Source organism: Komagataeibacter sp. SM21 (genome assembly GCF_041402665.1).
Lineage (GTDB): Bacteria > Pseudomonadota > Alphaproteobacteria > Acetobacterales > Acetobacteraceae > Komagataeibacter > Komagataeibacter saccharivorans.
In genome coordinates, this window is sequence record NZ_JBGLOV010000002.1 from 193,799 (window position 1) to 213,396 (window position 19,598).

Genomic DNA, 19,598 nt, shown 5'->3' on the forward strand with positions numbered 1-19,598 from the left:
TTTCACACTCCGACATAACGGGAAGAAAACAGGCGCGCGGGGTCGATGACCGTCAGGCTGCGCCCGTCGGGCAGGCCAACCTGCGGAAAGCCGGACGGGGTCAGCGGCGCGGGCGTTCCGGCCACGTCCACCGTACCGGCCGCCGATGTGGCCAGAAGGGCGATGCGACCGAGCGGGATACTGGAAACCGAGCGCAGCAGCAGCATCACGCCCGGCTTTTCCAGCCGCGCCCCACCCAGCAGCACCGACAGGTCGAACACGGTATACAGATCACCCTGATAACCATGCACGCCCCGCACGCCGGGGGGGCAGTCCGGGCGGCGGGGCATATCGCTCCATACCGGGTCGGTCACGCGCAGCACGGCATGCAGGTCCACCCCGCACGCCTGCCCCGCCAGATCAAGCATGACAAGCGGGCGGGCCGTCATGGCATGCCGGTCATCCCCGCCCCGCGCCGCCATGCTGCGCGCGCGGGCATGCATGACGCGGCGGGCAAAATCGTCCCGGCCGATGGGCTGCGTCTCCCCGTCATTCCCCATCATGAGGAGACCCGCGCATCCCGCGCCACCGGCATGTCACCGACCTGCTGCGCCAGCCGGAGCAGGCCGCCCGCGGTCAGCCCGCCCCCATCGGGCAGGATCGTGTCGGGCGGGCAGCGGCGCACCAGTGCGATCATCTGCTCGCGCAGCCTGCGCGCCTGCGCCCGCCCACCGGCTTCTTCCAGCAGGCGGGCGAGGTAGCAATGCGCCATGACATGGGTGCGGCACAGATAGATGACCCGGCGGAACGATTCCTCGGCCTGCAGGCAGGAACCTTCGCCCCATGCCAGCACGGCGAACAGGAAGTGAATGCTGGCATCGACGGGATTGCGCGCCAGATAGTCACGGCACATCTGCATGCCGCGCCGGACATGGCCGCTATCGGCCACACGCCTGATCTCGGCGGCGATGCCGGCGCTGTCCACGCTTTGTGCGGGCGGCGCGTCGTGCACCGGCCTGCGCCGGGGGACGGCGGGAGGCGCTGGCGGCATCGGGGCTGGTTCACACGCTGGCGGCACGCGGAAAGCCAGCGTGCCGGGCAGGCGCACGGTTTCGAGAAGCGGCGCGAAATCGCATAGCGGTTCGGAATGCCCCTGCAGAAGCCAGCCTTCGGGCGCAAGCCGACCGGCCATGGCTTTTATCAGGGCCGCCACCTGCGCCTGTTCAAAATAGATCAGCACATTGCGGCACAGGATCAGATCGAAGGGACCGGCAGGCCCGCAATCGGGCTGCAGCAGGTCAAGGATGTTGCTGTAGCGGAAGCGGACCATGCGGCGGTAACGCTCATGCAGTCGCCATGTGCGCGGGGTTACGGGGGTAAACCAGCCCTGACGCCGGGCGGGGGGAATGTCGCGCAGGGTCCATGCACTGAATTCCGCCTGCCGGGCCTGTTCCAGCGCACGGCTGCTTATGTCGGTGCCAAGGATCTCGATATGCCAGTCGCATGGCTCCATCCCCGCTTCTTCCAGAAGGCGGGTCAGCAGGATGGCGATGGAATAGGGTTCCGCCCCGTTGGAGCAGCCGACACTCCATATCCGCAGATGGCGGGTTGCGGCAGCCCTGCGGATCAGTTGCGGCAGGATGGTATGTTCAAGCGCCTGAAACTGCTCGGCATAACGGAAGAAGAATGTTTCCCCGATCGTGATGGCGGATTCCAGTTCCTGCCATTCGGCATCCCCGCGCGCACCATCGGACAGGAGCGCGAGATAGTCATGACACGTGGCACAGCCATGCAGAAGCATACGCGCGCCCACCGCCTGTTTCAGCAGGTCGGTCTTGTCCACGTAGTAATGCAGCCCGGTGCGCTGGGTCACGGCACTGACCAGCCGCCGGAAACCCGCAGGCGGAAAGGCCACCGATCCGGTCATGGCCTGCATTCCCCTTCCCCTTCGTCAGCCGCCCATAATGCGGCGCGGGCACGCGTGCGTTCCATCAGGTCATCAAGGCGCATGCGCTCATCCCGGCTCAGGATGTCGGACATATGCAGCATAAATGCAATACTGCCATCCTTCAGTTCCAGTTCCTGCCCCGTGGCATGTGCGCCCTGCGGGCCGCCGTCCAACATGCCGGGCGACACGGTTGCAGGGTGCGCGACATCGCACGCCATGTCCACCAGCAGCGCCACCTGCCCGCCACCGGGCAGGCTGCACAGAAGCAGCGGACGGTAGAGCAGGTCCACCGGCTGGCTGAGCGCCTGCGTCCGCTCCCCCAGCAGGACGCCCAGATCCAGCACCACGACCATTGCCGCCCCCAGCCGGAACCAGCCCGATACATGCGGCGGCATGACTGCCATGGGCAGCAGTTCGGGTACCGGCATGCATTCACGCACCACCAGCCCCGCAGGCAGCCCATACTGCCGCGCGCCCAACCGAAAGATCATGACGGGCGCTGCATTGGCGCGGGCATGTTCCTGCCCGCTGCCGTTATGTGTTCTGGCGTGATCCATGCCGGTGCCGCAACCTGCTGTTTCCCATATGCACAAGGCAGAAGTTTGCATTTAATACAAGCCGTCGCTACCTCGGTCAGGAATGCGTTTCCTACAATCCGGGGAAGCTGCCCCGTGGCCGGAGTCTTGTTTTGATGGACAGTTCCTTTTCCAACCGTTCCCAGGACCGTGCGCTGCCACCCGAAACCGGTAGCGGAAAAGGGTGGGGCGTGGCGCGTATCGTGCGGGTCGCGGTGTGGTCCGTTTTCTACTTCCTGTTCTATCTGGTGCAGCAGGTATCCGAACTGGTGGCCCCGCTTGTCCTGATCCTTGGCATTGGATGGAGCGCGCTGCCCCATATCGTGGGCATCGTCAGCAGCGCCGCGGGTGGCGACCCGCAGACCCGCGACATGATCGCGCGCGTGGCGCATTCCATTCCCGACCATGTGGAGTTCGGATCGCACCTGCTTACACCGTCATCGCTGGTATTCGACGGGCTGCTGCTCATGGCCGCCGCCGCCCTGTGCGCCACATTGTCGACCATCGCCGCGCGTACCATGTAAGCCCATCAGGGACACATCCCCATGTTCCGCCTGCACGATGTCAGTTACGCCTATGGTGGCAGCCGCACGGCGCAAGCCGCGCTGTCGCATATCAGCCTGGATGTGCCGCAGGGTGAATTCCGCTGGCTGCTGGGGCCATCGGGGGCGGGAAAATCGTCCCTTCTGTCCATTCTGGCGCTGGAGGCGCAGGCCAGTGCGGGCATGGTGGAAATACTGGGCGTGCCCGTCATGCAGGCGCGACGCGGTGCGCTTGCGCGGCTACGGCGGCGCATTGGCGCCGTGTATCAGGATTTCCGCCTGCTGCCCGACCTGAACGTATTTGACAATGTGGCCCTGCCGCTGCGGCTGCAGCACCGCGCGGAAGCCGAAATCAGCCACGAGGTACATGCCATCATGAAATGGGTGGGGCTGGAAACCCGGCTGGACGCCCTGCCGCCGCAGCTTTCGGGCGGAGAGCAGCAGCGCGTGGCGATCGCGCGCGCGGTGATCTACCGCCCTGCCCTTCTGGTGGCGGATGAACCGACCAACGCGCTTGACGACCGTCAGGCCGCGCGCCTGCTTGCGATGTTCCACCGTCTGGCGGAACTGGGCACCACCATCGTGGTTGCGACCCATAACGATTCCATCGTGCGCAAATACCCTGCCCCCGCCATCGAACTGGCGCATGGTCATCTGGTGCGGGATTACCGCTAATGGCCCGGCAGCGCTACCATGACGGACTGGCCCTGCATCAGGCGCTGCCGGGGCGTTTCCTGCCCTTCCTTGTCGGGGCCATGACATTTCTTGCGGCCCTTGCGCTGGCGGGCGGCATCGCGGCCCATGCCCTGTCGCAACGCTGGACGCATGGCGCGGGCGCGGTCACGACCGTACAGGTACCAAACCCCGATGACCCTGCGGCCGCGAATGCCGGGGGCGCTTCCCCCGCCGCGACGCGCATCCACGCCGTGCAGGACATCCTTGCCACCACGCCCGCCATTACCGCCGCCCACCGCCTGACGGATGCGGAACTGCGCGCGCTGCTGGCCCCATGGATCGAACAGACCGGTGATGGCAGCCTGCCGCTTCCCGCCGTGATCGAGGTCCATATCGCCCCCACACGCAACCCCGACAATGCCCTGCTGGCGCGGTTGCAGGCCAGCGCGCCGGGAACCATGGTGGAGCATGACAGCGTATGGAGTGACAGGCTTGCAGCCCTGGCGGGCAGTCTTCAGGCCTGTGCGCTGCTGGCGGTGCTGATTGTCATGACGGTTGCGGTATGCGTGGTCATGGCCGCCACCCGCGCGGGGCTTCAGACCCGGCGACAGGCCATTGCGCTGATCCATTCGCTGGGTGCGACCGATGGGTACATATCCGGCCGGTTTTCCAGCCGTGTGGGGCTGCTGGCCCTTGGCGGCGGGTTATGCGGGGGTGTCCTTGCCCTGCCTATGCTGCTGGCCATGTCCCATCTCGCAGCGCCCTTCACCGCCACGACCGATACCCTGCCCACCATGGGCATGGAGTGGCGCAATCCGCGCATGCTGCTCGATCTGCTGCCGCATGCGCTGTTATGGATGTTGCTGGCCCTGCCCCCCGCGGCCGGGCTTACGGGATGGATCACGACGCAACTGACGGTCCGGGCGTGGCTGCGTCGCCTGCCATGAAATCGCGCCTGCGCGTACGCACCCGGCTTCGTCACAGGGTGATCGGGACCGGCCTGCTGGTGGCCATCATCGCATGGGTCAGCGGACTGGGGTGGTTCATCCATGACGCGATGCGCGCCCCTGCCCCGCCACCGCATTCGGACGGGATTGTGGCGCTGACGGGTGGACAGGGCCGGATCGAGGAATCCCTGCGCCTGCTGGCTCAGGGCGATGCCGACAGGCTGCTTATTTCGGGCGTGGACCTGCATGCGACACTAGGGGATTTCCTGCGCCACCAGCCGCAACCCGTGCCGCTGCGGCTGTGGTCACGTACCACGCTGGGCCGCCGCGCCACATCCACGCTGGGCAATGCGGATGAAACGGCGGCGTGGGTGCGTGACCATGACATTCACAGTCTGATCGTCGTCACGGCGGGCTATCATATCCGCCGCGCCATGCTGGAGATTTCGCGCACCGCGCCCGATGTCCGACTCCACGCCTACCCGATCCGATCCCCCGCACTGCGTCACCTGCTGCACCCCGCCACGCTGCGGCTTATGGTGCTGGAATATGATAAATGGCTGCTGGCCTGTCTGGACATGGCGCGACTGACCCGTCCGGTGCATACCCTGTTCAACCATGGCGATACCCGCCCCGGCATCGGCCCCCATATGGGCTGACAGGGCGGATGGCTTGTCCTGCGGGCGGTTTTCTGGTGTTAGGGTAGCCGCCTTCCGCACTGATGGACCCGTTTGTGATGACCGTACTGCGCGCGTTTGCATTCAACCTGTATTTCATACTGCTGACCATCGTGATGGGGATCATGGCCTTTCCCATCCGGCTGGTCGCACCGGGACGCGCGCTTGCCTATGCCAAGCTGTGGACGGCGCTGACCCTGCGCGGGCTGTGCCGTATCTGCAATATCGACATACAGGTCAGCGGCAGGGAGAACCTGCCCGCCGGTCCGTGCCTGCTGGCATGCCAGCACCAGTCCATGTTTGACACGCTGGTATGGATGAATCTGGTGCCGCGCCCGACCTATGTGATGAAACGGGAACTGGAGCGCATTCCACTGGTCGGTCCCATGCTGCGGCTGAGCGGCATGATCCCCGTTGACCGCGATGGCAAGGCCAGGGCCCTGCGCGCCCTGCTGGCCGAGGCGGATCGGGCCGTAAGCGACAATCGCCAGATCATCATCTTCCCCGAAGGCACGCGCAGGCCGCCCGGCGCGCCGATTTCCCTTCAGCCCGGAATCGCCGCCCTGTCCGGCCATACCCGCGTGCCGGTCATTCCCGTCGCTACCGATGCGGGACTGCACTGGGGGCCCAATGCGCTGGTCAAACAGCCGGGCACGATCCACATCGTCATTGGTGCGCCGCTGCCCGATGGCCTGCGTCGCGCGCAGCTTCTGCCCGCCATTGGCGCGGCATGGCGGGAACTGTGCGCGGACCATGCCCTGCCGCGTCCCGCACCGGATACGACGCCCTGATTACACGAACACCTTCCGACAGGGTCAGTCGGATGTGCCCGCGCGATCGGTCCCGTTATCCAGCCGGGTCTGAAGGGTTTCAACCTGCTGGCGCAGGTCCATGATTTCCTGCAGCAGGTTTTCCACCGTGCGGTTACCGGTCCGCTCCACCGCGTAAAGCGATGTAAACAGCGACATCGCCTGTCGCACGACGGCGGCATTTTCCTGTCCCAGCCCATCCACCGTGCCGCCCGGCGGTTGCTGGTCCATGAATTCGCCCATCATGCGTTCCAGATAATCGGAAACCTCGCCCTGCCGGCTATGGCCATAGCAGCGTATGAGCTGCCGCAGGAACGCCACGGGCAGCATGGCGCGACCACGCGTTTCCTCCTCCAGCATGACCTGTGCCAGAACGCCGCGCGTTATGTCATCGCCGGTCCGGGCGTCGAGAATGACAAACCCCCGGTCCTGCTTGACCATATCCATAAGGTTCTCAAGCGTAATATATGCAGAAAGCTCGGTATCGTACAGCCGCCGATTTGCATATTTCTTGATTACGACCGGAGCGGGAGATACCGACAAATGCCTTCCTTTCCGCGTGAAACAGGCGCCTGCCGCCCGATTGGCCGTGACACCGGCTTCATGCAATGGGTGCCACAGGGAAACCGGCCTTACTGTATCCCATAATACAGGGGCGGACCATGCAGCCTGAAACACTTTAACAGACGGCCCGCACAGGATTGCAGCGCCCTGCCAACGCGTGCCACGCGATCCGATACGATCAGCACCGGGTATCATGCTGCCCCCGCCCGCCCGGCAGGGCCATTTTTCCCATCACGACATGACAGGCACGAACAGACCAGCAGGGGACTGTTTCAATGCAAAACCTGATCGTGACATATTATTTCAGAAATTATCCTTCTCTTTTCGCAATCGTGCAAGGGTCGGCACATCCGCGGCACGCAGGAAGGGGTTGGTCGCCCGTTCCACCCCAAGCTGTACCGGCACGGTCGCAAGCCCCCTGCGACGCAGGTCGGCCACCTGTTGCGCGCGTGCCTGCACGGCCACGTTGTCGGGATCGACATGCAGGGCGAAACGCGCGTTTGACTGCGTGTATTCGTGGCCACAGCATATCAGCGTATCGTCCGGCAGGGTGGCGATACGCTGAAGGCTTGTGAACATATCCGCAGGCGTGCCCTCAAACAGTCGCCCACAGCCCATGCTGAACAGCGTATCGCCGCAGAACAGGGCGGGACCGGCGGGAAAGTAATACGATACCTCCCCCGATGTATGGCCAGGCGTCGCGATGACCTGCGCCTGCGCCTGCCCCAGCGTGACGACATCGCCGTCCTTCACCGCGACATCAAGGGCGGGCAGACGGCGGGCATCCGCTGCCGCCCCCACGATCCGCGCGCCATAACGCTGGCGCAGGGCAGCGGCGGCGGCGATATGGTCGGCATGGTGATGGGTCAGGAAAATCATGTCCAGCCTGCCGCCCGCCGCGTCAATGGCGGCGACCAGCGGCGCTTCTTCCGCCGGATCTATCATGCCAGCCGCCCCGGTCGCGCCGTCATGCACGAACCACGCATAATTATCCGACAGAATGGGAATCGCCTTGATGGAAAGGTGCCGTGTCATGTCTGTCCTCCACGCCTGCGCTACATGATGGGCCCCGGGCCATGGATGATGGTCCCGACCGCCTTGTGTGCTAGTGTGTACCAATGCCATCCAACATGCACATCGCCGCAAGCTTCTATGCGTCCCGCCGGGGGCGGGTGACCGCACGCCTGCTGGCGCAGCGCATGGCTGCCTTCTGGCCTGAAAAGCCGTTCGGGCATACGCTTGGCCTTGGCTACGCCCTGCCCTTCCTCCCGTTATGGGACGGGGCGGAAACCCCGTGCATTTCCGCCAGGCTGGACACGCATGTAACGCGCGATGCGCCACCGTGGCATGGACGGGACTGCATCGCCAATGGCACGCACCTGCCGTTTGATGACCTGAAATTCGACCGTATCGTGCTGATCCACGCGCTGGAAGTCAGCGAGGACAAGGGCAGCCTGCTGCGGCAGGTATGGAAGATACTCAAGGATGACGGCAGGCTGCTGCTGGTTGTCCCCAACCGGGCAGGGTTGTGGGCGCATGCGGATAACTCCCCCTTCGGGCAGGGCACACCATTTTCGCGCCGCCAGATCAGCCGATGGCTGGGGGACGCCTGCTTCCGTGCGGAGCGTCATGAAGACGCGCTGTATATCCCCCCTGCCGGTCCGTGCCCGGCAGCACCCGCGCGCATGATCGAATGGACGGGCCGCAACCTGTTTCCCCGTCTGGGCGGGGTGTGCATGATAGAAGCCGTAAAGGACATCTACGCAGGTATTCCCGCCCGCCCCTTAAGCCTTGTGCCCGCGGGGCTTATGGGGCGGGCGGCGGGTGTCTTTTCCCGGCTTCCCACATCGCGCCCGCCGCCCGGTGATGCGCAGAATACTTGACCAATTTTACCGGAATCTTCATGAACATGGTCCCATGTCGCTGATTCAATCCCTCAAGCTCGTGATCGCCCCGCCGCACCCGGCCGCGCGTCCCTTCCTTCTCGCCTCCGGGGCGGGGGCTGTCATCGGTCGGCTGCTGCCGTTCCGGGCCACGAAATGGCTGGGCACGGCCAGCGGGCTGTTCTTTGGCTTCTGCCTGTATTTCTTCCGCGACCCCGAGCGCGTCACCCCGGCCGAGCCGAACGTGGCCGTCGCCCCGGCGGACGGGCATATCGTCTCGATCGAAAAAGTGGCCCCGCCGCCGGAACTGGAGATGGGTGACACCCCGGTATGGCGCATTGCCACGTTCCTGTCGGTTCTGGATGTGCATGTGAACCGCATGCCGGTCGCGGGCACGGTGACGCGCATTTCCTACCATGCGGGGCAGTTCCTGAACGCCAGCCTCGACAAGGCATCGGAACTCAATGAACGCAACGCCCTACGCCTGACGCTCAATGACGGGCGGCAGGTTGCGGTGGTGCAGATCGCGGGGCTGATCGCACGCCGTATCCTGTGTGATGCGGAAGAAGGCATGCAGTATGAAACCGGCGAGCGGTTCGGCCTGATCCGCTTCGGCTCCCGCACCGACCTGTACCTGCCCGCCGATGTGACCCCGCTTGTGGAAGTCGGGCAGACGATGATTGGTGGCGAAACCGTAATGGCGCGGCTCTGACCCGGCATGGCCGCGCCTTCCAACCAGCCTGCACGCCGCATCCGACGGTTGAAGAAACGCCCCCATCCGCGCCCACGCGTGCGGGGGCTTTCATTCAACCGGATGATCCCCAACCTGCTGACGATGCTGGGCCTGTGCGCGGGCCTGACGGGCATGCGATTCGGGCTTGAAGGCCGTTTCGGCAACGCTGCCGCCGCCCTGCTGATCGCCGCGTGCATCGACGGGCTGGACGGGCGCATCGCCCGCCTGCTGCGGGGGACCAGCCGCTTCGGGGCCGAGTTCGACAGCCTGTCCGATTTCCTGTGTTTTGGCGTGGCCCCCGCGTTCGTGCTCTACCTATGGGCGCTGCATGAAGGGGGGCGGTTTGGCTACATCCCGTGCATCATGTTCACGGTGTGCATGGCGCTGCGGCTGGCACGGTTCAACGCCAGTCTGGATGACGACGCCGACAAGCCGAAATACGCCAGCAATTTCTTTACCGGCGTGCCTGCCCCCGCTGGCGCGGGCCTTGCGCTGTTCCCGCTTTTCCTGGGGCTGGAAGCACAGCACCTGCACTGGGACTGGCTGTACAATTTCACCCGTGATCCGCTGCTGCCTGCACTGACGTTAAGCGGCACGGCGTTCCTTCTGGTTTCCACCCTGCCGGTATGGTCCTTCAAGAATTTCAAGGTCCCATCGCCCATGATCCTGCCCACCATGCTGGGCACGGGGGCCTATGCCGCCATTCTGGTGGCCGAACCATGGGGTGCGCTGGCTGCGGCGGGCATCATCTACATCCTGCTGCTACCGATGAGCCGCATGAGCTTCCACCGCCTGCGCCGTGAAGCCGATGCCCTGCAGGAAAGCGACGAACCGGCACCATCAACGCCAGCCTGAACAGGGCTGCCGCCCTGCGGATACGATAAGACAGACGGACCGTAAGAAACCGCTATACGGTCCCCGCCTGTTCTCCTGACGTATGCCAGTCTACAAGAGCGCGCAGTATTTCAGCGGGCGATGGCGGACAGCCCGGCAGCAGCAGGCTGGTATGGGCATGCCGCGCCACGCCACCCAGCACGGCATAATTCGGCGGAAACAGGCCCCCATCCACCGCACAGTCACCCACGGCGGCAAGGCTGCGGGGACCGGGCATGGCCTGCCATGCCTGCTCCACGACCGGAGCCATACTGACCGTAAGACTGCCCGTTACCAGCAGCAGGGCGGCCTGCCGGGGGGTGGGCACAAAACGGATGGCGGCACGTGCCGCGACCAGCGCCCGCGACAGACTGCGCAGTTCCATCGCGCAACCGGTACAGCCCCCCGTTTCCATATGGAAAATATCCAGTGTCACCAGACGTGGCACCGCCACCCCGTCGGGACCGAACAGATGCAGGTATGCCATTTCCGTCCCCCCTACAGATCCGCCCCGGCTGCTGACAGGCCGAGGGAGGTCACGATCAGTCCCACATCATCATATGTGGCACCCCGCAGGATGTCAGGCAGCGCCTGTATCCGCGCCAGCGATGGATCGCCACACCACCATGCGGCAATCCGCCCCCCTTCCAGACGGACCCAGTGCCAGACCGGCCCGCTCGGTCCCTCCGCATGGCCTATGCCTTCGCCCGTTCCATCACTGAATGATGGAATGGATGCGGGCATGACGGTTTCATGGGCTGCGGACAGGCGCTGCACGCCCAACCCGATTTCATGCAGGCGGATGGCAAGCCGGGCGGTAACATCGCCCCTGCCCTCCGCCACATCACCGACCCGATGTGTCCGATAGCCAGACAGGGAAGGACGTGGTTCGTATTCGATACCGCTGGCCTGCCCCACGCATCCCATGATCCCCCACCGCCGGGCATGATCGGCTGACAGGATGCCAAGATCACGCCCCTGCGTCGCGAGCCCACGCGGACGGTGGAAAAGCCGCCGCAATTCCGCACGGCCGGTCTGTAACGCCCGTATCATTTCCGCTGCCGGGGACAGATCGTGCGGGGGAACCGCCCCGCCCGGCAGCAGCCGGTCAAGCAGCAGGCGGCGGCCATACTGCGCCCGACAGGTCTCACGCACATATTCCAGCAATTCCCCGGCAAGACTGGCGAAACGCACATCCCCCACCCGCTCGGCCGCCTGCATCAGACAGTCCAGATGGGTAGCGATACGTTCCACTTCCCCCAGCACGACGCCCGCAGCACTGATCCCGTCCATCGCAGTCCCGGTGGCTGCGGCAAGGGCACGGAAAAAAGCCAGTTGATGGGCCATGGTCGCCGTCGCATCAATCCGGGCGGCCAGTTGCGCCGCCTGTGCTGGCGCAAGTCCCCGCATACGCGCGCACAATCCTCGATGGGCATATCCCATGCGGGTCGTAACCTGCGTGATACGTTCCCCCGGCATGCCGAGGCGGAGGTGAAAGGGCGAATCAAAGCCTCCATCCGCCGGTCCATAGCCCAGCACGACACCCCCGGCCTGTTGCAGGGCAATGTCATCGGTAAACTCCACCCCATCCGGCGCGACAGAAGCAGGCGGCGGACGATCGCGCAGGGGCCATGTAACGGGCCAGCGTCCCTGATCCAGCCAGGGGGCGTCATCATGGCTTCCCATGGCCGCGATTCCCCAAAGATCATGGATAATGCGTTCATGCGCCGCCGCCCCGGCCCGCATGGGAGACAGGGCCTGATAACGTCCATCCGTCACCGCCACGCTCGCGATCAGCAGCACTTCCCCATCCATGAACAGGGCATGCACCTGCACGCCATCCGCCCACAACCCCAGTAGCGGCATGGTTGTGCGGGACAGGGCATGGGCCATATCCAACCACCGGTCGGGTGTCAGCACGAAACGTGCGGCACAGGTAGTGCGCCCACCCGTACGGATCAGGGCTGCTGCATCATCCCCGTTCACGGCTGGATCATGCCCTGACGCACCACCATGCCCAGTACCACACACCCCATCAGCAGCAGGAAGGGCACCTCCGCCCGCCGGACCGGAACTGACGATCCCTGCCGCGCAAACATGGGCCATAAAGATATCCCCGCCAGTACGGCGACCCACACGACATGACCCATTTCCGCCACCAGTACAAGAACCAGCGCCATACCCGGCAGGAATGGTGGCCAGAACAGCATGGTGCCGCGCCTTTCCGCCTCAATCTGTGGTGACGAATCATCGGGAAGCAGGCAGGCCAGTGCAAGCATGCTGGCTGCAAGGGGAATGGAGGATGCCGCGCCCGGCAAGCCAGCGGCCAGCACCGCCCATGCCGTCCAGTCCGGCGTAACTGATGTCCTGCCCGGTTGCGGCAGGCAATTCCACAGCAGGCCGGTCAACCCCATGAATGTCAGCACCGGCTGTAATACGGGCCATGAAACGGCTGCCTGCGCCAGCACAGGCAGTACCGCGAGGGCATCCACATTCCACCCTGTTCTCCCTGTCCCCGACCGAGACAGGAAACCACAGGCCATGAGCAGCCCACCCACCAGCAGAACCGCGCCCGCCTGATCCTGTAGCGGCCCCCATGCCGCCTGCAACACGAACAGGCCCCCCTGCGCCATCATCAGTCCACCCAGCACGCTACGCAGCAGGTGCTGCCCCTGACGATCCAGCCCCCGGATCCCATGAGCCACGGCCAGTCGCAGAATCAATGAAGCCCCGACAAACACCCACAACAGGTCGCACCGCCCGAAAGCAAGGGCTAGCGCCGCATTGCCCGACGTAACGAAAGGCGTCACGGCACCCGACGCATCATGCCGGAAAACATGAATGCACAATGCCAGCGCCGGACATAACACCATGATCGCGCGTGGCGGATCGGGCGCGATCACGCCGCCAACGCCCGCGCATAACCCAAGAAAAAGCACAGCCAGCAGACGCCGCAGGGGCGGTGAAGCACCCGCCCCCAGCAGGGCAGTCGTGGCCAGCGCCATCCATCCGGCCAGCAGGGCGATATAAAGCCCCGATGTCATGGCGGCCCCCCACCATCACGGAAAAGATCGGCCATGACCCAGTTCAGGCCGGCAGCGACCACCAATGCCTCAATGATGACCGGGATACTGTCTGCCTGCGCGCCCAGCAGCATCATGCCATCCACGGCACAGGCCAGCCCCGCGCACAGGGCCACCACCCCGCGTGTCACACACGCTGCCCAGACCCCGCATACAATGGCGGACAGACCGACCAGTCCCATAAGCCGTGCCATCATGTCCGCGGCCCCTTCGGACACGATCACCTGCGCCAGCACCGCAACGCATACAAGCCCACCCGCCAGGCGGATACCACCCCGCCCATCGGGAACGGCGGGGGCCTGCCGCATCTGGATGGCCAGCACGCCAACCAGACCGGCGGCAACCAGCGCCAGCGGCACGACCATGCCGCCCTGTCCCCGCACCCAGCATGAAAAGCAGATGCACGCAGCCGTAAGCGCGGCATGCCACAACAGCGCGCCACCACCACCCGCCCCCCCGGAAACAGACAGGATCACAAGCATGCCCAGCAGCAGTACCAGCACGTTCAGCCCATCCCCCGTCCGGCGAAAAGCAGTACCCCCGCCATAAGGGCACATAACAGCGCCAGCCCTCCGCGTCGCGCCGCCTGCCGCCTGCCCGATACGATAAAGACCTGCATGGCCGCCACACAGCCACAGGCCACCAGCATATGCAGCATCCACAGCCCCACCGCCGCAGCGATGGACACCACCAGCCATGAGCGGGGCAGAATGTCCGGCTCCATGACACTTTCCGGCCAGACCAGATCACGCGCAAGCATCATCCATACAACCACCAGCAGATCCCGCGCATATTGGGCAACGGCGCGGTCGGGGCCTGCAAGATCCTCCACCATGATGGTAAACGGGCCGGAATCCGGGCCGCTGCTCTCCGTCACCCCCACCAGCAGCAGCGCACCGGCAACCAGCGCCAGCGGCACGCGGATGATGTTCATGTCCGCCACATGCGCCTGCCGTACCAGACCGGCCAGCGTGCCATCGGGCAGACACATGCCCAGCACGGCACAGGCAAGCAGCAGCACGGGCTGGACCATGATCCCTCTTACCGCCGTGCGCAGCCCCGCCTGTCCCGGTCGGGCCAGTCCGGCAGCAAGGGATACGACCACCAGCGCCAGAAACCCCATTTCCAGCAGGCCACCGACAGCCAGCAGATCGGACAGGTCCCCACCGGGCATGCCAAGGGTAAAGGAAGGCACGAGCAGGGCCGCCCCCAGCCCCGCCGCCAGCGCCACCCACGGCGCAACCGCCGTAATCTGCGCCCCGGCAGCCGAACGCACACCCGGCTGCCGCCATGCCCGGCGTAACAGCCGCCAGTAGGATGCAGGGTCCGGCAGGCTGCGTGCGCCATCCATGGTCGCCATCATCCAGCGCAGCAGGCCGATCCATAACGGCACCGTCACCACGACCAGCACCGTATGACAGGCCAGCAGCAGCAGTGACTGCATCCGTGCCAGCAGAACAAGGGAGAGCGTCACCGCCGCCTATCCATGCCACGCAATAAATATCAGCCCACCCATACACAGGGCGACCATCATCACCGGCCCATAAACTGCACTTTCACGCCACGGTCCCGACAGACGCCGCCTGCCCTCGCACACCGTCTGCCGGATGCGCCGCCGCAATCGCGCGTAATCGTACATATACGCCCGCCGCCGTGTCAGCCCCGTCATCATGTCCAGCACGATACGGGCTGGAGTACCCGGCCCTGCCTGTGTCAGCGGATCACCAAAGACCATCCATGGCGGCACGGCGGGAGCGCCCTGCTGCCAGCCCGCCACCTGCCGCGCCGGACGGGGGACGGCAAGACGCCGCAATACCGCTACACACCCGCCCCCAGCGGCCACAAGCAGGCATAACCGCCCCGGATGAAGGATGGCGGCCCCATCTGGCGACAGCAGCCCGACCTCCGCCAGAACGGGCCATTCCGATCCATGCGCCGGATGGCCAGCGCCTTCCATCAGTCCCAGCCAGTATTCGGGCCAGATGGAAACCACAATGACCGGCAGCACCGCCAGCACGACCGGCCACAACGCACGCCCGCGCGGATCACTTGCGCCCGCGCAGCGCGGCGTACGGGGACGCCCGCACAGCATGACCGCAACCATACGGACAAGGGCGAGCATGCGGACAGCCCACCCCACCCCGAGTGCCAGAAGGGCCAGCAGCAGCGGTATGGTCCCGGCCAGGCCGCCGCCATGCGGCATGGCTGCCAGCAGGCGCAACAGCATCCAGACAACGGAAAAACCGATAAGGGGCGGCAGGCCGCTTTCCGCCAGCAGGCCGATGGCGCACAGCAGCGAAAGACGGGGCATGAGTACGCCCACCCCCCCCAGACGGAGCAGTATGAGCGGCCCCGCCTCCCGCTCCATAACAGTGACGACCCGCGCCATGAACGCCCATGTCAGCATCATGCCCGCGACCAGCATGAATGTCCGGCTGGCACAGGCCGTCATGGCAGGCAGGTCATCAGCCTGCGCCAGACGCGTAAGACCCGCAATGACAATGACCAGCGCCCCGGTCCCGCCAAGAAGCCCCGCGAGAACCCTGCGCCCGTCGCCTGCGCACAGCGCCCGCCACGAAGCCGTGCCATACAGCAGGCACCCCGCAACGATCAGCATGCCGCCCCAGCGCGTATCCGCCACCATGCCCCCGGCAGGCAGATGCAGCCACAGCGCCATGCCCGCGATCAGGGCCGCCATGTCCATCATGTGAAAAGGACGTATCGCGCGGGCCGCTACACGCGGGGAAAAAGAAAGGCCGAGCAGTCCCCTCGTGCCGATCCAGCACAGGCCGGGCAGCAGGAAGTCCATTCGACCGGCCCATGCCGTCCCCGCCGCCAGAAGCAGCAGGGCAACCCTGTCGGGTGCATGCTGTACCCGCTGTGGTGGGGCATGCGGGCTGTTATCGCATACCCACAGCACCCATCCCGCCCCGATGCACGACGGCACGGGGCCGCCTGTTATCGCAAGTGCCGCCCCGGCGCAGGCGGCAAGGTCATACCGACCACAGGCCACCATCCCCGCCACGGCCAGCGGCACAAGCAGGGCGACCGATCCGGTGCCTGCGAAAAAGCCAGATCCCGGCGCAACCCCACCCGGCAGCGCCACACCCAGACAGACAAGGAGAGCCAGCAGACAGACTGCCGCCCACCCCGCCCGGATGAAGGGAACCATCCCGTCCGCCTGCCGTGACCAGCAGGCCAGAAGGACCGAAGCCAGCCCGACCGGCAGCAGGAGTGCAACAAGCAGAACAGGAATGGTGGCGTCCCCTTGAAACGCCCCGAAACGGGCGGGTCAGATCATGGCCAGCGGCTCCTTGCGGCGCGGCGGCGCGATGGCTTCATCAATCTCCGCCAGATCATCGCGCGTCAAGATGATCTCCTGCGCCGCGATGTTTTCGTGCTGGTGGCGCAGGCTGCCAGCCTTGGGGATGGCCAGTACGTTTTCATCCCGCAGCACCCAGGCCAGCGCGATCTGCGCGGGGGATGCGGGACCAAGCGATGTTTCATGGCGCTGCGCCACGCGCCTGAGCACCGGCGCACGCAGCAGATCGCCCCCCTGGCCCAGCGGGGAATAGGCCATGGTCACGATCCCGGCCTTGCGGTCGTATTCCAGCAGATCGAATTCCGGGCCACGGTAATCCAGACTGTAAAGCACCTGATTGGCGGCGCACGGCGTGGCGCTATGGACGCTTTTGACTTCGCGCATGGCGTCCGTATCGAAGTTGGACACGCCCCAACTATGGATCATCCCGGCTTCGACCAGATCGTTAAAACCGGCGATGGTCTCCTCCAGCGGTTCGCTCCCTTCCCAATGCAGCAGGTACAGATCCAGACAGTCCGTGCCCAGCCGTTCAAGGGAGGCGGCACAGGCACGCCGCACCCCCTTGCGCGAGGCATTGGACGGCAGGACCTTGCTGACAAGGAAAACCTCGTCCCGCAGGCCACGGATCGCCTCACCCACCAGTTTTTCGGAACGGCCCGAACCATACATTTCCGCCGTGTCCACCACGCGGATACCGGCTTCCACACCCGCGCGGATGCTGCGTATCTCGTCAGCGCGGCGGCTGTCGCTGTCCCCCATGTTCCATGTGCCCATGCCAAGAGCGGGCACCACGCGACCATCGGGGAAAGTAACCGTCTTCATTACAGAACCTGCCTTTCATCACGTCACCCCGCACCATCGGGCCGTGCGGCAGTGACTATTTACGGCGCGTCCAGCCTCTGGGCTGCTGTTGCCAGTAGCTCAGATCATGTCCCCCATCGCGCCCCGCGACCCAGCGGCGCCGCGCGGCGGCGACAGCGGTTTCGTCATGGCCGTCGAACAGGTCGAACACCCGCTCGAACGGGGAAAGGTCCGTAACCTCCACCCCGTCCAGCAGGAACAGGAACGTGGCCCCGTTGGGCACATCGGCACCATCAGTCAGCCAGATGGGCTGCCAGGGACCATGGCCCAGCGCCTGCGTGCCATGGGGCAGCCATAGCGGGTCGGTCGCCCGCCACAGGCCATCGTCGAGTTCCTGCACCCGTTCGGTCGAGGCGCAGCGGATCACCGCGCGCCGCCGGGCATCGAGCGTGCGGCCCAGCAACGCGGGCAGCACCTCCACCGCCCTTGAACGCGTCAGGTGATAGAAGCCGATCTGCGCCATGGAGTTCCCTGTTCTGTCCTGTCCTGCCACGCGGGGCAGGCATTACCCCTCGTAATACGTGCTGACCAGACGGTCGAGCAGCCGCACGCCAAAGCCGGACGCGCCCTTGGGTGCCTGCGCCGTGCCCTTGGTGGAAAAGGCAACGCCCGCGATGTCAAGATGCGCCCATGGCACGTCGTTTACGAAGCATTCAAGGAACTTGGCCGCCGTGATCGACCCGCCGGGACGCCCGCCGATGTTCTTGAGATCGGCGATGTCCGAGCGCAGCCGTTCCAGATAGACGGCATCCAGCGGCATGCGCCACAGCTTTTCGGCCGTCTTTTCACCTGTTTCGGACAGGTGGGCCGCCAGTTCGTCATTATTGGAGAACAGGCCCGCACGCTCGTTGCCAAGGCTGACCACGATCGCCCCGGTCAGCGTGGCGAGGTCAATCATGAAGCGCGGATTGAAACGCTGCTGGGTGTACCACAGCACATCGGCCAGAACGAGCCGTCCCTCCGCATCGGTGTTCAGGACTTCCACCGTCTGGCCTGCCGCCGTGCGCACCACGTCACCGGGGCGCTGGGCATTGCCCGACAGCATGTTTTCAACCAGCCCCACGACGCCCACGGCGTTGACCTTCGCCTTGCGCCCCGCCAGCGCGGCGATGGTGCCAACCACGGCGGCAGCACCGGCCATGTCGGTTTTCATTTCCTCCATGCCCGCAGCGGGCTTGATGGAGATGCCACCCGAATCAAAGGTCACGCCCTTGCCGACGAAGGCAACCGGGGCGTCCGCCTCAGCCCCCCCGTTCCAGCGCATGATGACGGTGCGCGGCGGGGCGTCGCTGCCCTGCGCCACGCCCAGCAGCGCGCCGAAACCCAGCTCCAGCATCGCGTCACGGTCCAGCACCTCGATCTCGACGCCAAGATCGGCCAGCGCGTTGATACGCTGCTCGAATTCGGGCGGACGCAGCATGTTTGCGGGTTCGGACACCAGATCGCGGCACAGATAAATCCCGCGCGCCACGGCGGAAAGGGGCGTCCACGCGGCCTGCGCCGCAGCCGTGTCGGCACAGGCGATGGTCAGCGCGGTCAGTTTCGTAGGTTCGCCCGCGCGCGGACGTGTCCGGTACGAATCGAAACGGTAGCTGCCCATCACCGCACCCAGCGCCACATGGGCGGCCAGTGACGGCGCAAGCCCGTCAGCCACGATCACGCCGGTCGATGCCCCGGCGGCGGATGCCAGCGCACCCGCGGCAGTCGCCCCGGCCTGCTCCGCAACAGTCCCGTCCAGTTCATCCGCGCTGCCAAGCCCGACCAGAACAATACGGTCGTAACCCGCACCCGGCGCCAGCACGACGCAGGTCTTTGATGCCTCGAACCCAAATCTGGCGGCCTTCATGGCGCGTTCCAGCGCGCCACCCACGGCGGCGTCCAGCGTGGCGAAAGCGCCCGCAGGTGTCGCGCCGGATACGGCCAGCAGGGCAATGGCGCCACCGGTGGGCGCGGTCGTGTCGGAAAAGGCAATATCGAGCATATGGATCACATGGCTCCGCTACGAGGGTTTGGGACGGACAGGATAAATTTCCGTAACCCCACGGCATCGCCATGACCGGAATATCCGTATCCGAAGCCATCAACACCGATAAAGGCATGACGGCGCGGCATGAGTAAGCTAATGCG

The 19,598-nt window shown here is 65.4% G+C and carries 22 protein-coding genes; 8 read left to right on the top strand and 14 right to left on the bottom strand.

Annotated elements, in window-relative coordinates; all coding sequences use genetic code 11:
* Nucleotides 1-2: 2 nt before the first annotated feature.
* The 3 genes from ACBR42_RS02895 to ACBR42_RS02905 are packed head-to-tail and all read right to left on the bottom strand — an operon-like array spanning nt 3 to nt 2,484.
* Nucleotides 3-542, bottom strand: a complete 540-nt coding sequence (locus ACBR42_RS02895; RefSeq protein ID WP_371207232.1) for a chemotaxis protein CheW — start codon at nt 540-542, stop codon at nt 3-5.
* A complete protein-coding gene (locus ACBR42_RS02900; RefSeq protein ID WP_371207233.1) occupies nt 539-1,906 on the bottom strand; it encodes a CheR family methyltransferase in 1,368 nt (455 codons plus the stop codon). The genes ACBR42_RS02895 and ACBR42_RS02900 overlap by 4 nt, the downstream gene beginning before the upstream one ends.
* Nucleotides 1,903-2,484 carry a chemotaxis protein CheW gene (locus tag ACBR42_RS02905; protein WP_371207235.1) on the bottom strand — a complete coding sequence of 194 codons (582 nt, stop codon included), beginning with the start codon at nt 2,482-2,484 and terminating at the stop codon, nt 1,903-1,905. Before ACBR42_RS02905 ends, ACBR42_RS02900 begins: the two co-directional genes overlap by 4 nt.
* 134 nt (nt 2,485-2,618) lie before the next feature.
* Here ACBR42_RS02905 and ACBR42_RS02910 point away from each other — a divergent pair, with 134 nt between their 5' ends.
* From ACBR42_RS02910 to ACBR42_RS02930, 5 genes are all read left to right on the top strand, one after another.
* Nucleotides 2,619-3,026, top strand: coding sequence for a hypothetical protein (locus tag ACBR42_RS02910; RefSeq protein WP_102323244.1), 408 nt, complete (start codon nt 2,619-2,621; stop codon nt 3,024-3,026).
* 21 nt (nt 3,027-3,047) lie between these two features.
* Nucleotides 3,048-3,719, top strand: coding sequence for a cell division ATP-binding protein FtsE (locus tag ACBR42_RS02915; protein ID WP_110546456.1), 672 nt, complete (start codon nt 3,048-3,050; stop codon nt 3,717-3,719).
* Complete coding sequence (locus tag ACBR42_RS02920; protein ID WP_110546460.1) at nt 3,719-4,666, top strand: ABC transporter permease; 948 nt, start codon at nt 3,719-3,721, stop codon at nt 4,664-4,666. Before ACBR42_RS02915 ends, ACBR42_RS02920 begins: the two co-directional genes overlap by 1 nt.
* Nucleotides 4,645-5,325, top strand: coding sequence for a YdcF family protein (locus tag ACBR42_RS02925; protein ID WP_371207236.1), 681 nt, complete (start codon nt 4,645-4,647; stop codon nt 5,323-5,325). The genes ACBR42_RS02920 and ACBR42_RS02925 overlap by 22 nt, the downstream gene beginning before the upstream one ends.
* 77 nt (nt 5,326-5,402) lie before the next feature.
* On the top strand, nt 5,403-6,134 hold the full coding sequence (locus ACBR42_RS02930) for a lysophospholipid acyltransferase family protein (protein ID WP_371207237.1): 732 nt from the start codon (nt 5,403-5,405) through the stop codon (nt 6,132-6,134).
* A 24-nt stretch (nt 6,135-6,158) separates the two neighbouring features.
* Here the strand turns inward: ACBR42_RS02930 and phaR are convergent, their stop codons facing one another.
* A complete protein-coding gene (gene phaR, locus ACBR42_RS02935; RefSeq protein WP_102323239.1) occupies nt 6,159-6,695 on the bottom strand; it encodes a polyhydroxyalkanoate synthesis repressor PhaR in 537 nt (178 codons plus the stop codon).
* Nucleotides 6,696-7,019: 324 nt separating this feature from the next.
* The gene (gene gloB, locus ACBR42_RS02940) at nt 7,020-7,751 is read right to left on the bottom strand and encodes a hydroxyacylglutathione hydrolase (RefSeq protein WP_371207238.1); all 732 of its coding nucleotides are present in this window, start codon (nt 7,749-7,751) and stop codon (nt 7,020-7,022) included.
* A 95-nt stretch (nt 7,752-7,846) separates the two neighbouring features.
* Between gloB and ACBR42_RS02945 the strand changes: the two genes are divergently transcribed.
* The 3 genes from ACBR42_RS02945 to ACBR42_RS02955 are packed head-to-tail and all read left to right on the top strand — an operon-like array spanning nt 7,847 to nt 10,187.
* Nucleotides 7,847-8,599 carry a methyltransferase domain-containing protein gene (locus ACBR42_RS02945; RefSeq protein ID WP_110546744.1) on the top strand — a complete coding sequence of 251 codons (753 nt, stop codon included), beginning with the start codon at nt 7,847-7,849 and terminating at the stop codon, nt 8,597-8,599.
* The gene (locus tag ACBR42_RS02950; RefSeq protein WP_257997491.1) at nt 8,583-9,311 is read left to right on the top strand and encodes a phosphatidylserine decarboxylase; all 729 of its coding nucleotides are present in this window, start codon (nt 8,583-8,585) and stop codon (nt 9,309-9,311) included. The genes ACBR42_RS02945 and ACBR42_RS02950 overlap by 17 nt, the downstream gene beginning before the upstream one ends.
* A gap of 6 nt (nt 9,312-9,317) precedes the next feature.
* Entirely contained in the window at nt 9,318-10,187 is an 870-nt protein-coding gene (locus ACBR42_RS02955; protein ID WP_174234105.1) for a phosphatidylcholine/phosphatidylserine synthase, read from the top strand.
* A 52-nt stretch (nt 10,188-10,239) separates the two neighbouring features.
* Here ACBR42_RS02955 and ACBR42_RS02960 read toward each other — a convergent pair whose 3' ends face one another.
* The 9 genes from ACBR42_RS02960 to ACBR42_RS03000 all read right to left on the bottom strand — a co-directional run bounded on the left by ACBR42_RS02960 (nt 10,240) and on the right by ACBR42_RS03000 (nt 19,452).
* Nucleotides 10,240-10,692 (bottom strand): NADH-quinone oxidoreductase subunit B family protein, encoded by a 453-nt coding sequence (locus ACBR42_RS02960; protein ID WP_110546471.1) that lies wholly within the window; start codon nt 10,690-10,692, stop codon nt 10,240-10,242.
* Between the two features lie 11 nt (nt 10,693-10,703).
* Nucleotides 10,704-12,191: an NADH-quinone oxidoreductase gene (locus ACBR42_RS02965; protein WP_371207239.1), complete on the bottom strand. Its 1,488-nt coding sequence runs from the start codon at nt 12,189-12,191 to the stop codon at nt 10,704-10,706.
* Nucleotides 12,188-13,249, bottom strand: coding sequence for a hypothetical protein (locus ACBR42_RS02970; protein ID WP_371207240.1), 1,062 nt, complete (start codon nt 13,247-13,249; stop codon nt 12,188-12,190). The genes ACBR42_RS02965 and ACBR42_RS02970 overlap by 4 nt, the downstream gene beginning before the upstream one ends.
* Nucleotides 13,246-13,791: a hypothetical protein gene (locus ACBR42_RS02975; protein ID WP_371207241.1), complete on the bottom strand. Its 546-nt coding sequence runs from the start codon at nt 13,789-13,791 to the stop codon at nt 13,246-13,248. The genes ACBR42_RS02970 and ACBR42_RS02975 overlap by 4 nt, the downstream gene beginning before the upstream one ends.
* 2 nt (nt 13,792-13,793) lie before the next feature.
* Nucleotides 13,794-14,762 carry a hypothetical protein gene (locus ACBR42_RS02980; protein WP_371207242.1) on the bottom strand — a complete coding sequence of 323 codons (969 nt, stop codon included), beginning with the start codon at nt 14,760-14,762 and terminating at the stop codon, nt 13,794-13,796.
* 6 nt (nt 14,763-14,768) lie between these two features.
* Nucleotides 14,769-16,460, bottom strand: a complete 1,692-nt coding sequence (locus tag ACBR42_RS02985; RefSeq protein WP_371207243.1) for a hypothetical protein — start codon at nt 16,458-16,460, stop codon at nt 14,769-14,771.
* Nucleotides 16,461-16,580: 120 nt separating this feature from the next.
* Nucleotides 16,581-17,432, bottom strand: a complete 852-nt coding sequence (locus tag ACBR42_RS02990) for an aldo/keto reductase (RefSeq protein WP_371207244.1) — start codon at nt 17,430-17,432, stop codon at nt 16,581-16,583.
* Nucleotides 17,433-17,487: 55 nt separating this feature from the next.
* Nucleotides 17,488-17,934 (bottom strand): DNA polymerase III subunit chi, encoded by a 447-nt coding sequence (locus tag ACBR42_RS02995; RefSeq protein ID WP_371207245.1) that lies wholly within the window; start codon nt 17,932-17,934, stop codon nt 17,488-17,490.
* Between the two features lie 42 nt (nt 17,935-17,976).
* Complete coding sequence (locus ACBR42_RS03000; RefSeq protein ID WP_371207246.1) at nt 17,977-19,452, bottom strand: leucyl aminopeptidase; 1,476 nt, start codon at nt 19,450-19,452, stop codon at nt 17,977-17,979.
* Between the last annotated feature and the right edge of the window lie 146 nt (nt 19,453-19,598).